The organism is Pseudomonas sp. FG36 (genome assembly GCF_057809275.1).
In genome coordinates this window covers 1-14,532 of record NZ_JBMDJQ010000044.1, presented here as the reverse complement: position 1 = coordinate 14,532, position 14,532 = coordinate 1, and the positions used below count along the sequence as shown (strand labels likewise).

Genomic DNA, 14,532 nt, shown 5'->3' with positions numbered 1-14,532 from the left:
CAACGAGGTAATCTCTCATGGCTAAAATCGGTTTCATCGGCACCGGCATCATGGGCAACCCCATGGCCCAGAACCTGCAAAAAGCAGGTCACAGCATCTTCGTTTCGACCCACCACGACGCAGCTCCGGCCAACCTGATCGCCGCTGGCGGCGTGGCCCTGGCCAACCCGAAGGAAGTGGCCCAGGAAGCTGAATTCATCATCGTCATGGTGCCCGACACCCCACAGGTCGAAAGCGTGCTGTTCGGTGAAAACGGCGTCGTCGAAGGCGTGGGCCCGAACAAGGTGGTGATCGACATGAGCTCGATCTCGCCTACCGCCACCAAAGCCTTCGCCGAGAAGATCAAGGCCACCGGCGCCGCCTACCTGGACGCCCCGGTGTCCGGCGGCGAAGTCGGAGCCAAGGCCGCGACCCTGAGCATCATGGTCGGCGGTTGCCCGAAAGCCTTCGAGCGCGCCCTGCCGCTGTTCGAAGCCATGGGCAAGAACATCACCCGCGTCGGCGGCAACGGCGACGGCCAGACCGCCAAGGTGGCCAACCAGATCATCGTCGCCCTGAACATCCAGGCCGTTGCCGAAGCCCTGCTGTTCGCCGCCAAGAACGGCGCCGACCCGGCCAAGGTGCGTGAAGCCCTGATGGGCGGCTTCGCTTCCTCGAAGATCCTCGAAGTGCATGCCGAGCGCATGATCAAAGGCACCTTCGACCCAGGCTTCCGCATCAACCTGCACCAGAAGGACCTGAACCTGGCCCTGCAAGGCGCCAAGGAGCTGGGCATCAACCTGCCCAACACCTCCAATGCCCAGCAAGTGTTCAACACCTGCCAGGCCCTGGGCGGCGGCAACTGGGACCACTCGGCGCTGATCAAGGGCCTGGAGCACATGGCCAACTTCTCGATCCGCGACGACAAGTAAGGCGCTATCCCACACCATCTGCATGCCAGGTGGTGACCCCGAGCAACACCCGCCCCTGGTTCGGCCTGCACGGAGGCAGTTCCAGGGGCGTTTTCGATTTTGCAGAACAACAAGAATCTGGGAGCCTGCCATGTCGGTCGATCCACAAAAATTCCTGCGCGAGCTGTTCGACACAGCCATCGCCGCCGCCCACCCCCGTCAGGTCCTCGAACCCCACCTGCCCGCCGACCGTAGCGGCCGGGTCATCGTCATCGGCGCCGGCAAGGCCGCCGCCGCCATGGCCGAGGTGGTCGAGAAAAGCTGGCAGGGCGAGGTCTCGGGCCTGGTCGTGACCCGCTACGGCCACGGCGCCAGCTGCCAGAAGATCGAGGTGGTCGAAGCCGCCCACCCGGTCCCCGATGCCGCCGGCCTGGCCGTGGCCAAGCGCGTGCTCGCGCTGGTCAGCAACCTCAGCGAAGACGACCGCGTCATCTTCCTGCTCTCCGGCGGCGGTTCAGCCCTGCTGGCCCTGCCCGCCGAAGGCCTGACCCTGGCCGACAAGCAGCAGATCAACAAAGCCCTGCTGAAGTCCGGCGCCACAATCGGCGAGATGAACTGCGTGCGCAAGCACCTCTCGGCGATCAAGGGCGGGCGCCTGGCCAAGGCCTGCTGGCCGGCCACCGTCTACACCTACGCGATTTCCGATGTACCGGGCGACCTGGCCACGGTCATCGCCTCCGGCCCCACCGTGGCCGACCCCAGCACCTCGGCCGATGCCCTGGCGATCCTCAAGCGCTACAACATCGAAGCGCCCAAGGCCGTCATCGACTGGCTCAACAATCCGGCGTCGGAAACCGTCAAGGCCGACGACCCAGCGTTGGCACGCAGCCACTTCCAGCTGATCGCCCGGCCCCAGCAGTCGCTCGAAGCCGCCGCGGTGAAAGCCCGCCAGGCCGGCTTCAGCCCGCTGATCCTCGGTGACCTGGAAGGCGAGTCGCGCGAGGTGGCCAAGGTGCATGCCGGCATCGCCCGCCAGGTCGTCCTGCACGGCCAGCCGCTGAAGGCGCCCTGCGTGATCCTCTCCGGCGGCGAGACCACCGTCACCGTGCGCGGCAATGGCCGTGGCGGGCGCAACGCCGAGTTCCTGCTCAGCCTTACCGAAAGCCTCAAGGGCTTGCCAGGGGTGTACGCACTGGCCGGTGATACCGACGGCATCGACGGTTCCGAGGACAACGCCGGCGCCTTCATGACCCCGGACAGCCATGCCCGCGCCGAGGCCCTGGGCCTGTCGGCCAGCGATGAGCTGGACAACAACAACGGCTACGGCTACTTCGCCGCGCTCGACGCGCTGATCGTCACCGAGCCGACCCGCACCAACGTCAACGACTTCCGCGCCATCCTGATCCTCGAGACCGACCCTCATGACGCCTGATAAAAAAGTAAAAATCCTCGCCACCCTCGGGCCTGCGATCAAGGGCATCGATGACATCCGCCAGCTGGTCGAGGCCGGGGTGAACATCTTCCGCCTCAACTTCAGCCACGGCGAACACGCCGACCACGCCCTGCGCTACCAGTGGATCCGCGAAGTCGAGCAGCAGCTCAACTACCCGCTGGGCATCCTCATGGACCTGCAGGGGCCGAAGCTGCGCGTCGGTCGCTTTGCCGACGGCAAGGTGCAACTGCAACGCGGCCAGGCCCTGCGTCTGGACCTGGACAAGACCCCGGGCGACAGCCGCCGCGTAAACCTGCCACACCCGGAGATCATCGCCGCGCTGGAGCCCGGCATGGACCTGCTGCTCGATGACGGCAAGCTGCGCCTGCGGGTGACCGCCAAGCACAGCGACGCCATCGACACTGAAGTGCTGGCCGGCGGCGAGCTGTCCGACCGCAAGGGCGTCAACGTGCCCCAAGCGGTCCTCGAGCTCTCCCCGCTCACCGAAAAGGACCGCCGCGACCTCACCTTCGGCCTCGAGCTGGGCGTGGACTGGGTGGCCCTGTCGTTCGTGCAGCGCCCGCAGGACATCCTCGAAGCACGCGAGCTGATCGGCGACCGCGCCTACCTGATGGCCAAGATCGAGAAGCCTTCGGCGGTCGAGCAGTTGCAGGCCATCGCCGAGCTGTCCGACGCGATCATGGTCGCCCGTGGCGACCTGGGCGTGGAAGTGCCGGCCGAGAGCGTGCCGCAGATCCAGAAGGGCATCATCAATACCTGCCGCCAGTTGGGCAAGCCGGTGGTGGTGGCCACGCAGATGCTCGAATCCATGCGCTTCTCCCCGGCCCCGACCCGCGCCGAGGTCACCGATGTGGCCAACGCCGTGGCCGAAGGCGCCGACGCGGTGATGCTGTCGGCCGAGACCGCCTCGGGCGACTACCCGCTGGAAGCCGTGCAGATGATGAGCAAGATCATCCGCCAGGTGGAGAACGGCCCGGACTACCAGGCCCAGCTCGACGTTGGCCGGCCCAAGGCCGAAGCCACCGTGTCGGACGCCATCAGCTGCGCGATCCGCCGCATCAGCGGCATCCTGCCGGTGGCGGTGCTGGTCAACTACAGCGAGTCGGGGAACTCCACCCTGCGCGCCGCCCGCGAGCGGCCACGGGCGCCGATCCTCAACCTGACGCCGAACCTGAACACCGCCCGCCGCCTGAGCGTGGCCTGGGGCGTGCACTCGGTGGTCAACGACCGCCTGCGCCAGGTCGACGAAGTGGTCTCCACGGCGCTGGAAATCGCCCAGGCCCAAGGCATGGCCAGCCGTGGCGACACGCTGCTGATCACTGCCGGTGTGCCTTTCGGCAAGCCGGGTTCGACTAATACGCTGCGGATCGAGACCTTGGTCTGAGATCGCCGGGAGGGCTTTGCCCTCCCGATACACCGAACCTGCGGAAAACCGAGGCCCGAAGAGGCCCACCGCTCCCCCACTCACCTTACCGACTGCCCATGTACACCAAGAATTTCGTCAACCCGTGCCCTGACTGGGCCACGGCCTTGCTCAACGGCTTCAGCCAGGTGCTGCTGTTGCGCAATCCCCTGTGCGGCCTGTGCTGCCTGCTGGCCATCCTGCTGACCGCGCCGAACCTGGTCGGCGGCGCCCTGCTCGGCGCCCTGGCCGGCCTGCTTACCGCCCAACGCCGCGGCTACGACCGCGCCGACCGCCAGGCCGGGCTGTACTGCTACAACGGCGTGCTGATCGGCATCCTGATCAGCGCCGTACTGCCCTGGTCGGCAATCCTGCCACCGCTGATCATTGCCGCCGGCGGCCTGTCGAGCATGCTCACCCATCAATGGCGCAAGCGCGGCGGCAAGCTGCTGATCGCCTACACCGCGCCATTCGTGCTGCTGGGCTGGGCCGCGTTGCTGCTGACCGAGCCGTCTTCCAACGGCTATGTCGAAGCGGACCCTGTATATGCCCTGCTGCGCGGCGTGGGGCAGATCTTTTTGCTCGACAAGCCCATGGCCGGCCTGCTGATCGTCATCGGCATGTACTTCGCCAACCCCTATGCCGCCACCTGGGCGCTGATCGGCTCGGCCATCGGCGGTGGTGTCGCGCTGCTGGCTGGAGAAACGCAGGCCGCGTGGCTGGGGCTGTATGGCTTCAACGCCGCCCTGGCGGCCCTGGCCTTCAGTCGCCAGGGCGAGAAACCCTGGGTGACCTTGCTCGCCATCGCCTGCGCCCTGCTGCTGCAGCCGCTGTTCAACCTGCTGCCGATCGCCGGATTGACCGCGCCGTTCGTGGCCGCGTGCTGGCTGATGCACCTGGGCAACCACCTGGTGCAGCTCAACCAGCGCCGCAACGCGCCTCGCTTGCACAGCTGATACCCAGCCCCTAGGCTCTGCCCATCCACACATTGGAACGAGCCCATGGACAACCCTGCGAGCCTGCGCGAGCGGCTCTACGTCATCGTCTTCCAGACCGACACCACGGCTGGCAGACGCTTCGACAAGATTCTCCTGCTGATCATCCTGGCCAGCCTGGTGACGGTGATCCTCGACAGCATCGACGACGTTCACCAGAACTACGCCGGGCTGCTGGCCGGGATCGAGTGGGGCTTCACCGCGATCTTTCTCGCCGAATACATCACCCGCCTGTACTGCTCGCCCAAGCCACTGCGCTATGCCTTCAGCTTCTACGGGCTGGTCGACCTGCTGGCGATCGTGCCGGGGATCATCGCCCTGTACTACAGCGACGCCCAGTACCTGCTGATCATCCGCGTGGTGCGCATGCTGCGGATCTTCCGCGTGCTCAAGCTCAGCCCCTACCTCAAGCAGGCCCACTACCTGCTGGCGGCGCTGCAGGGCAGCAAGCAGAAGATCATCGTGTTCCTGGTCAGCGTGTCGACCCTGGTGACCGTGTTCGGCACGTTGATGTACGTGATCGAAGGGCCGGAGCATGGCTTCACCAGCATCCCCAAGGGCATCTACTGGGCCATCGTCACCCTCACCACCGTGGGCTTCGGCGATATCGTGCCGACCACGCCGCTGGGGCAGGTGCTGTCGTCACTGGTGATGATCACCGGTTACTCGATCATCGCCGTGCCCACCGGGATCTTCACCGCCGAATTGGCCAATGCCATGCGCGGCGAACAGTTGCAGCATGACTGCCCGACCTGCGCCAAGCACCACCACGAGCATGGCGCGGCGTTCTGTTCGCGCTGTGGCAATGCGTTGTTTCCCAAGCAATAGGCAGCGTCCCCAATGCAGGGCAAGCATAAGCAAAGAGCCATTTGGTCTTTAGCCACCATAGCGCCAAACGCTATAGTCGCTGGCATATCGCCAACCCTTTGAATCAGAACAAGGAATGCCCCCAGTGAAAAAACTCTTCAGCGCCTCGCTGCTCGCCGCGGGCCTGGCCCTGGGCAACCTCGCCCAGGCCGCCCCTACCCTGCTCAACGTGTCCTACGACGTGATGCGCGACTTCTACAAGGACTACAACCCGGCGTTCCAGAAGCACTGGGAGAAGGAACACAACGAGAAGGTCAACCTGCAGATGTCCTTCGGCGGCTCGAGCAAGCAGGCGCGCGCAGTGATCGATGGCCTGCCGGCCGACGTGATCACCATGAACATGGCCACCGACATCAATGCCCTGGCCGACAACGGCAAGCTAGTGCCGGACAACTGGGTAACGCGCCTGCCGAACAACAGCGCGCCGTTCACCTCGGCCACCGTGTTCATCGTGCGCAAGGGCAACCCCAAGGCGCTGAAGGACTGGCCGGATCTGCTCAAGGACGGCGTGCAGGTAATCGTGCCCAACCCGAAAACCTCGGGTAACGGCCGCTACACCTACCTCTCGGCCTGGGGCTACGTGCTCAAGCAGGGCGGTGACGAAAGCAAGGCCCGCGACTTCGTCGGCAAGCTGTTCAAGCAGGCGCCGGTGCTGGATACCGGTGGCCGCGCCGCCACCACCACCTTCATGACCAACCAGATCGGCGATGTGCTGGTGACCTTCGAGAACGAGGCCGAGATGATCGCCCGCGAGTTCGGCCGCGACCAGTTCGAAGTGGTCTACCCGAGCGTGTCGGCCGAAGCCGAGCCGCCGGTGAGCGTGGTCGACAAGGTGGTGGCCAAGAAAGGTACCCAGGCCGTGGCCGAGGAATACCTGAAGTACCTGTGGTCGCCGGAGGCCCAGGAGATCGCCGCGAACAACTACCTGCGTCCGCGTGACGCCACCGTGCTGGCCAAGTACACCGACCGTTTCCCGAAAGTCGAATTCCTGTCGGTGGAGAAGACCTTCGGCGACTGGCGCACCGTGCAGAAGACCCATTTCAATGACGGTGGCGTGTTCGACCAGATCTATACCAACAAGTAACCACACCCCCTGTAGGAGCGGGCTTGTCCCACTCCTACAGGAGCCCTGCTTTCAGGCCTGCTGACGAAACACCAGCGCCTTCAGCCCACCCTCCGGATCCGCATCCGGAAACTCCGGCGGATTCTCCAGGCGCTCGACGAACGCCAGCCCCGGCGCCTGCTCCGCCATCCCCTCGATGAGAAACTGCGGCCCGATCCCCGGATCGTTGACGCAGGCCAATACCGTGCCGCCTTCAGTCAACAACTCCGGCAAACGCCGAAGGATCTTGGCGTAGTCCTGGGTCAGCACGAAGCTGCCGCGCTGGAAGGTCGGCGGATCGATGATGATCAGGTCGTACGGCCCGTACTTGCGCACCTTGCCCCACGACTTGAACAGCTCATGCCCCAGGTACGCGACCCGCGAGGCGTCATGGCCATTGAGCCGGTGATTGTCGCGGCCCCGGGACAGCGCCGACTTGGCCATGTCCAGGTTGACCACCTGCTCGGCGCCGCCGGCAATCGCCGCCACCGAAAAGCCGCAGGTGTAGGCGAACAGGTTGAGCACGCGCTTGCCAGCCGCCTGCTCGCGCACCCAACGCCGGCCGTAGCGCATGTCGAGGAACAGGCCGTTGTTCTGTCGCACGCCCAGGTCGAGCAGGTACTTCAGGCCATCCTCGACCACCTCGCGCTGCTGGCACGGCGCGCCCCACAGCCACTGGCCGGGGCTGTCGGGCAGGTAGCGGTGCTGCAGCAGGATGGCCTGGCCGCTCCACTGCGGGCGCTCGGCCAGCGCCATCAGCATTGCTTCAAGCTCGGCCAACTGGCCCTCGGGCGGCTCACGGAACAGCGCCACCAGCAACACGCCGTCGAGCCAGTCGACGGTGATCTGTTCCAGCCCCGGCCAGCAGCGGCCACGGCCATGGAACAGGCGGCGAGTCTCCAGGGGGGCGGGGTCGAGGGCGGCGAGCAGGTGCTGCTCGAGGGTGGCAATGGCTGGGCTCATGTCGGCTACGGTCAGGCAAAAGCGCCATTCTACCCGCTCGCGGACGGGACGGGCGGCCATCGATGAAGAGGATGAGAGGGTTTGCGGCACTTTTGTCGCTTTTTTCTCGCCGGGGCGCTGTGGATAGTGCGGCCATCCCTCCCTGAAACCGGATCACTGCCATGTCACCCCTGAAAGTCGAATTCTTCCACGATGTCGTCTGCGGCTGGTGCTTCGTCATCGCCCCACGCCTGAAGCAGTTGCAGGACGAACTGAACCTGGACGTGCAGCACCGCAGCTTCATCCTGCAGACCAGCCGCGAGGCGATGGTCGAGCGCTTCGGCTCGATGCCCAAGGCCAAGGAGACCATCCTCAGTCACTGGCTGTCATGCTCGAGTGCCGAGGACGTCAAGCGCATCGACATCGAAGCCATGCGCCAGCAGGACTTCGAGTACCCCACCGGCCTGCTCGCCGGCCTCGCCTGCCAGACCGCCAAGGCCCTGGGCGGCAACGAAGGCCATGAGCGTATGTTCGACCGCCTGCAGGAAGCCCACCTGGTGCAGGCCCGCAACATCGGTGACCGCGCCACCGTGCTGGCGGTGGCCGCCGAAGCCGGTTTCGACCCGCAGGCCTTCACCACGGCATTCGACCAGCAGGCCCCGCAGATGCTCGAGGAAGAACTGGCCCAGGGCCGGCGCCTGGGCATCAGTTCGGTGCCCAGCCTGGTGATCGACGGCCATTACCTGGTCCCCGGCACGCTGAGCCTCGAGCTACTGCGCCAGATTTTCATCCAGGTCCGTGCCAACCAGAACCCGGCTCAAGGAGCCGCCCAATGAAAAATCGTTACTGGATAGCCGCCGGCACTTCCCTGTCGCTGCTGGCCATGGCCCTGCTGCCCGCCCCGGCGGTAGTGGCCAACGACGCCCCCGCCGTCCAGGCCAACGCCACCCCGGTGGCAATCGCCCACGTGCAGTCGGGCCCGATGCCGCAGGTGCTCAGCGCCGTCGGCACCCTGGAGGCGGTACACCAGGTCAATGTCTCGCCCGAGGTCGGCGGGCGCATCACCACGTTGGAGTTCACCGCCGGCAACGCCGTAGCCGCAGGCCAGGTGCTGGTCAAGCTCAACGACGCGCCCGAGCGCGGCGAGCTGGCCAAGCTGCAGGCCCAGGCCAAGAACGCCAAGCTGGCCCTGGAGCGCACGCGCAAGGTGCTGCCGCTGGCCTCCACCCAGGCCCAGCTGGACCAGGCCCAGGCCAACTACGACCAGCTGCTCGGCGAGATCGCCCAGGTCCAGGCGCAGATCGCGCAGAAGACCATCCGCGCCCCGTTCGCCGGCGTGCTGGGTATTCGCAAGGTCAACCTCGGCCAGTACGTCAGCCCCGGCGACAGCCTGGTGACCCTTACCGAGCTGTCGCGCCTGCACGTCAACTTCCCGCTGCCCGAGCAGTCCGCCGCCGCCCTGCAGGCGGGCCAGGCCATCACCCTCAAGGTCGACGCCTGGCCGCAGCAGCGCTTTGTCGCCGCGGTCAGCACCCTGGAGCCGCAGATCGACCCGGGCGCCCGCTCCATGCTGGTGCAGGCAACCCTCGACAACCCCGGCCAGCAACTCAAGCCGGGCATGTTCGCCAACGTCAGCATCGAGCTGCCGAGCCACGCCGATGTGCTGAGCGTGCCGGAGACGGCGATCAGCTACAGCGCCTACGGCAACTCGCTGTACGTGCTGCGCGAGAAGGACGGCGCCCTGCGCGTGGAGCAGGTGTTCGTCAAGCTCGGCGCGCGCCGCGACGACCGCGTGGTGGTGCTCGACGCGCTGACCCCGGGCGACCGCGTGGTGGTCTCGGGGCAGATCCGCCTGAGCAACGGCATGCCGGTGCGGGTCACCGACGACACCCTGGCCGCCAGCACCACGCGCAAGCCGGACCTGGCCCAGCAGTAATGGGTTTGCGTGCCACTGAAAAGGACCTGTAGCACCATGAAATTCACCGACCTGTTCATCCGCCGCCCGGTACTGACCCTGGTGGTCTGCGCGATGATCGTCATGTTTGGCCTGTTGGCGCTGCTGAACCTGCCGATCCGCCAGTACCCGCTGCTGGAAAGCGCGACCATTACCATCACCACCGAATACCCCGGCGCCCGCTCGCAGCTGATGCAGGGTTTCGTCACCCAGCCCATTTCGCAGGCCGTGGCCTCGGTCGACGGCGTCGACTACCTGAGCTCGACCTCGACCCAGGGCAAGAGCGTCATCAGCGTGCGCCTGAAGCTCAACGCCGACTCCAACAAGGCCCTCACCGAGATCATGGCCGCCGTCAACCAGGTCAAGTACCGCCTTCCCGAAGGCGCCTACGACTCGGTGGTGGCCAAGTCTTCCGGCGAAGGCACGGCGGTGATCTACGTCGGCTTCTCGAGCAAGGACATCGGCCTGCCGGCGATCACCGACTACATCTCCCGCGTGGTGCAGCCGCGCCTGGCGGCCATCGACGGCGTGGCCGAGGCGCAGATCCTCGGCGGGCAGAAACTGGCCATGCGCCTGTGGCTGGACCCGGCGCGCATGGCCGCGCGCAACCTGTCGGCCAGCGACGTGGCCGAGGCCATCCGCCAGAACAACTTCCAGGCCGCCCCCGGGCAGACCAAGGGCCAGTACGTCTCGGCCAACATCAACATCAACACCGACCTGACCAGCGTCGACCAGTTCCGCCAGATGGTGGTGCGCCGCGACGGCGACACGCTGATCCGCCTGAGCGACATCGGCACCGCCGAGCTCGGCGCCACCTCCTACGACACCAGCGGCATCATGGACGGCGAGCCGGCGGTGTTCATCGGCCTGCACGCCACCCCGGCCGGCAACCCGCTGACCATCGTCGGTTCAGTGCAGGAAATGATGCCGCAGATCCGCGAAACCATGCCGCCGGGCATGACCGCCAATATCGTGTTCGAAGTGGCGCGCTTCATCCAGGCGTCCATCGATGAAGTGGTCAAGACCCTGGTCGAGGCCGTGGTGATCGTCGCCGTGGTGATCTTCCTGTTCCTCGGTTCGCTGCGCAGCGTGCTGATCCCGCTGGTGACCATCCCGCTGTCGCTGATCGGCGCGGCGGCGATCATGAGCCTGTTCGGCTTCAGCATCAATCTGCTGACCCTGCTGTCGATGGTCCTGGCCATCGGCCTGGTGGTGGACGACGCCATCGTCGTGGTGGAGAACGTGCACCGGCATATCGAGGAAGGCAAGTCGCCGTTGCAGGCAGCCCTGGTCGGCGCCCGCGAGATCGCCGGCCCGGTGATCGCCATGACCCTGACCCTGGCCGCGGTGTACGCCCCCATCGGCTTGATGGGCGGGCTGACCGGCGCGCTGTTCAAGGAGTTCGCCTTCACCCTCGCCGGCGCCGTGGTGGTATCCGGCGTGGTGGCGCTGACCCTGTCGCCGGTGATGAGCGCCTTCCTGCTCAACCGCCAGGCCAGCGAAGGCCCGATGGCGCGTGGCGCCGAGCGCTTCTTCCAGTGGCTGGGCAAGGGCTATGGTCGTTTGCTTGACGTGTCCCTGCACCATCGCTGGCTGACCCTGGCGATTGCCGCGGCGGTGTTCGTCAGCCTGCCGATCCTCTACCTCGGCGCCCAGCGCGAACTGGCGCCGGTCGAGGACCAGGCCCAAGTGCTGGCGGTGGCCAAGGCCCCGCAGTACGCCAACATCGATTACACCCAGATGTACGCGCACCGCATGGACCGCCTGTTCGCCACCTTCCCGGAAACCGACATCACCTGGGTGGTCAACGGCAACGACGGCCCGCGCACCGCGTTCGGCGGCGCCAACCTGAGCACCTGGGAAAAGCGCCAGCGCAGCGCCGACCAGCTGCAGGCCGAGATCCAGAAAGCCGTGGGCGAGATCGAGGGCGTGGCCATCTTCGCCTTCCAGCTGCCGCCGCTGCCCGGCTCCACCGGCGGCCTGCCGGTGCAGATGGTGATCCAGAGCTCCCAGGACCACCGCGTGGTGTTCGACGCCATGGACAAGATCAAGCAGGCGGCCATGGCCAGCGGCTTGTTCGCCGTGGTCGACAGCGACCTGGACTTCAACAGCCCGCTGGTCAACATCAACATCGACCGCAGCAAGGCCAACGACCTGGGCATCAGCATGCAGGCCATCGGCGATGCCCTGGCGGTGCTGGTGGGCGAGAACTACGTCAACCGCTTCGCCCTCGACGGCCGTTCCTACGACGTGATCCCACAGGTGGCACGGGCCCAGCGCCTGTCGGCCGAGATGCTGGTGGGCCAGTATGTCAAGGCCGCCAACGGCGCCCAGGTGCCGCTGTCGACCCTGGTCAGCTTCGACATGTCGATCGAGCCGAACAAGCTGACCCAGTTCAGCCAGCTCAACTCGGCCACCCTGCAGGCGGTGCCGGCGCCAGGCGTGAGCATCGGCGACGCGGTGCAGTTCCTTGCCGCCCAGGCCAATGCCCTGCCCACCGGCTTCAGCCATGACTGGCTGTCCGATGCCCGCCAGTTCGTCCAGGAAGGCAGCGCCCTGGTGGTGACGTTCATCTTCGCCATCCTGGTCATCTACCTGGTGCTGGCCGCGCAGTTCGAAAGCCTGCGCGACCCGCTGGTGATCCTGGTCAGCGTGCCGATGTCGGTGTGCGGCGCGCTGATCCCGCTGTACCTGGGCTATGCCACGGTGAACATCTACACGCAGATCGGCCTGGTGACCCTGGTCGGCCTGATCAGCAAGCACGGCATCCTCATGGTCGAGTTCGCCAACGAACTGCAGCAGGCCGACCAGCTCGACCGCCGCACGGCCATCGAACGCGCCGCGCAGATCCGCCTGCGGCCGATCCTGATGACCACCGCGGCCATGGTCGTGGGCCTGGTGCCGCTGCTGCTGGCCAGCGGCGCCGGCGCCCACAGCCGCTTCAGCCTGGGCCTGGTGATCGTCATCGGCATGCTGGTCGGCACCCTGTTCACCCTGTTCATCCTGCCCACCGTGTACTCGCTGCTGGCCAAGGACCACCGAGCCTGCGAAGACCCACGCCTGCAGGAACTGGCCGCCTACACCCAGCCGGCCTGACCCCTTAGCCCGCCCTCCCCTGTGGCAGCCATGACCGGCTGCCCCTGGGAGCGGCCGGCCCGAATAAAGAGAAACGACATGCTACGTAAGACCCTTCTGCCACTGCTGCTGGCGCCCCTGGCCCAGGCCGTTGCCGCCGACCGTGCGACGCTGATGTCGGTGTACGCCCAGGTGGTCGAGCACAACAGCGACATGGCCGCAGCCCGCGAGAACTACCTGGCCCGCCGCGAGGCCGTGCCCCTGGCCCGCGCCCGCCTGCTGCCGCAGGTGGCCCTGGATGCCGAGGCCGGCGCCGTGCGCAGCGACCGCCGCCAGGTCGAGCAACGCAGCGGCAGCCTGTACCGCCTGAGCCTCGACCAGCCGTTGTTCGACCTCAGCCGCTGGTTCGACTACAAGGCCGCGCAGTCCGAAAACGAACAGGCCGAACTGGACTTCTCGGCGTTCCAGCAGCAATTGATCCTCGACACCGCCAGCAGCTACTTCGACACCCTGCTGGCCGAGGATAACCTGGCCACCGCCAAGGCCGAGCTGCGCGCCTTCGACCGCCAGTTGCAACAGACCCGGCTGAGCTACGACGCCGGCCTGTCCGACCAGAACGACATGCTCTCGGCCCAGGCCAGCTTCGACCGCGCCAGCGCCAACCTGATCGACAGCCAACGCCGCAGCGAGGACGCCTACCAGGCACTGATGCGCCTGACCGGCCAGGCGCAACCGGCATTGGCCGGGATCCGCCACAGCCTGCCGGTGCAGGCGCCGGTGCCCGAGCGCGCCGAGGCCTGGGTCGAACAGGCCATGGCGCAGAACCTGCGCCTGCGCGCCAACCAGGCCGCCGTCAGCCAGGCCGGCCAGACCCTGCGCAGCAACAAGGCCGATCACCTGCCGACCTTCAACCTGGCCATGGGCTACACCGAGGGCGACAGCGACCTGATGGACTCCAGCGCGCACTTCGGAAAGCGCCCCGGCAACCAGCGCGACAGCTCGGTGATGGTGCAGATGAAGCTGCCGCTGTTCAGCGGCGGCGGCACCAGCGCGCGGGTGCGCCAGGCCACCCATGAGCTGGCGCGTACCGAGTACGGCCGCACCAGCCTCGAACGCGAGGTGCTGGAAGGGTCGCGCAACGCCTTCCGCGCGGTGGTCAGCGATGTCGAGCAGGTACGGGCGCGGCGCCAGAGCATCATCTCCAGCCAGGGCTCGTTGCGGGCCACCGAGGCGGGGTATGAGGTGGGCAGCCGCAACATCGTCGATATCCTCGATGCCCAGCGCGACCTGTACAACGCGGTGCGCGACTACAACGTCTCGCGCTATGCGTACATCGTCGACAGCCTGCGGCTCAAGCAGCAGGCCGGCAGCCTGAGCCCGGAGGACCTGCGCGAATTGGCGGGGTACCTGAAGCTGGATTACGAGCCGGAGCGGGATTTCCTGCCGAGTGATCTGCGGGGTTGACTGGAGGCACTGCCCATCTCGATCTTTCTCAACGAGCAGGTGGCCGCCGTACGCGGGGTGAGAAACCGACGCACTGAAGCCGGCCAGACCGAAGTCTGCCCGCGTACGGCAACCATGAAGCAATGACCTTGGCATCTCACAGGACAAAGGGTGGCAGTCGTGCACGGGGTGAGAAACCGAGGCGCAAGAGAAACTCGGCCAGACCGAAGTCTGCCCGGGCACGGCTGCCATAACTGGATTGCCGATAATTTACGCCTCGGGTTCTCACGCCCGGTCACCTGGTGTGACGACCCCGTGAAGTTATCCGTGGGGTATTTCCCCGACAACGCAGCAGCTTCCGGCAAGCGCGTAGGATAGTTCCCAAGCTTTGCTGGCTGAAGCATTTGGT

11 protein-coding genes are annotated in these 14,532 nt (G+C 66.4%); 10 read left to right on the top strand and 1 reads right to left on the bottom strand.

The features are described 5' to 3' along the window. Nucleotides 1–17 precede the first annotated feature (17 nt). The 6 genes from ACODS9_RS23885 (at nt 18) to ACODS9_RS23860 (ending at nt 6,691) form a co-directional block, all read left to right on the top strand. Complete coding sequence (locus ACODS9_RS23885; protein WP_489094915.1) at nt 18–911, top strand: 2-hydroxy-3-oxopropionate reductase; 894 nt, start codon at nt 18–20, stop codon at nt 909–911. Nucleotides 912–1,041: 130 nt separating this feature from the next. Then, a complete protein-coding gene (locus ACODS9_RS23880) occupies nt 1,042–2,322 on the top strand; it encodes a glycerate kinase type-2 family protein (protein WP_046856496.1) in 1,281 nt (426 codons plus the stop codon). Beyond that, a complete protein-coding gene (gene pyk, locus ACODS9_RS23875; protein ID WP_046856497.1) occupies nt 2,312–3,727 on the top strand; it encodes a pyruvate kinase in 1,416 nt (471 codons plus the stop codon). Before ACODS9_RS23880 ends, pyk begins: the two co-directional genes overlap by 11 nt. Before the next feature lie 98 nt (nt 3,728–3,825). Continuing rightward, nucleotides 3,826–4,701 (top strand): urea transporter, encoded by an 876-nt coding sequence (locus ACODS9_RS23870; protein ID WP_489094914.1) that lies wholly within the window; start codon nt 3,826–3,828, stop codon nt 4,699–4,701. A gap of 45 nt (nt 4,702–4,746) precedes the next feature. Continuing rightward, nucleotides 4,747–5,568: an ion transporter gene (locus ACODS9_RS23865; RefSeq protein ID WP_102683547.1), complete on the top strand. Its 822-nt coding sequence runs from the start codon at nt 4,747–4,749 to the stop codon at nt 5,566–5,568. A 124-nt stretch (nt 5,569–5,692) separates the two neighbouring features. Then, nucleotides 5,693–6,691, top strand: a complete 999-nt coding sequence (locus tag ACODS9_RS23860) for a sulfate ABC transporter substrate-binding protein (protein WP_489094913.1) — start codon at nt 5,693–5,695, stop codon at nt 6,689–6,691. A gap of 51 nt (nt 6,692–6,742) precedes the next feature. Here ACODS9_RS23860 and ACODS9_RS23855 read toward each other — a convergent pair whose 3' ends face one another. Beyond that, nucleotides 6,743–7,672, bottom strand: a complete 930-nt coding sequence (locus tag ACODS9_RS23855; RefSeq protein ID WP_401105627.1) for a class I SAM-dependent methyltransferase — start codon at nt 7,670–7,672, stop codon at nt 6,743–6,745. A 161-nt stretch (nt 7,673–7,833) separates the two neighbouring features. Between ACODS9_RS23855 and ACODS9_RS23850 the strand changes: the two genes are divergently transcribed. The 4 genes from ACODS9_RS23850 (at nt 7,834) to ACODS9_RS23835 (ending at nt 14,144) form a co-directional block, all read left to right on the top strand. Continuing rightward, nucleotides 7,834–8,487: a DsbA family oxidoreductase gene (locus ACODS9_RS23850; RefSeq protein ID WP_401105625.1), complete on the top strand. Its 654-nt coding sequence runs from the start codon at nt 7,834–7,836 to the stop codon at nt 8,485–8,487. After that, the gene (locus ACODS9_RS23845) at nt 8,484–9,587 is read left to right on the top strand and encodes an efflux RND transporter periplasmic adaptor subunit (RefSeq protein WP_489094912.1); all 1,104 of its coding nucleotides are present in this window, start codon (nt 8,484–8,486) and stop codon (nt 9,585–9,587) included. Before ACODS9_RS23850 ends, ACODS9_RS23845 begins: the two co-directional genes overlap by 4 nt. A gap of 36 nt (nt 9,588–9,623) precedes the next feature. Then, entirely contained in the window at nt 9,624–12,701 is a 3,078-nt protein-coding gene (locus tag ACODS9_RS23840) for a MexW/MexI family multidrug efflux RND transporter permease subunit (protein WP_489094911.1), read from the top strand. 78 nt (nt 12,702–12,779) lie between these two features. Further along, nucleotides 12,780–14,144, top strand: a complete 1,365-nt coding sequence (locus tag ACODS9_RS23835) for a TolC family outer membrane protein (protein ID WP_489094910.1) — start codon at nt 12,780–12,782, stop codon at nt 14,142–14,144. Nucleotides 14,145–14,532 lie beyond the last annotated feature (388 nt).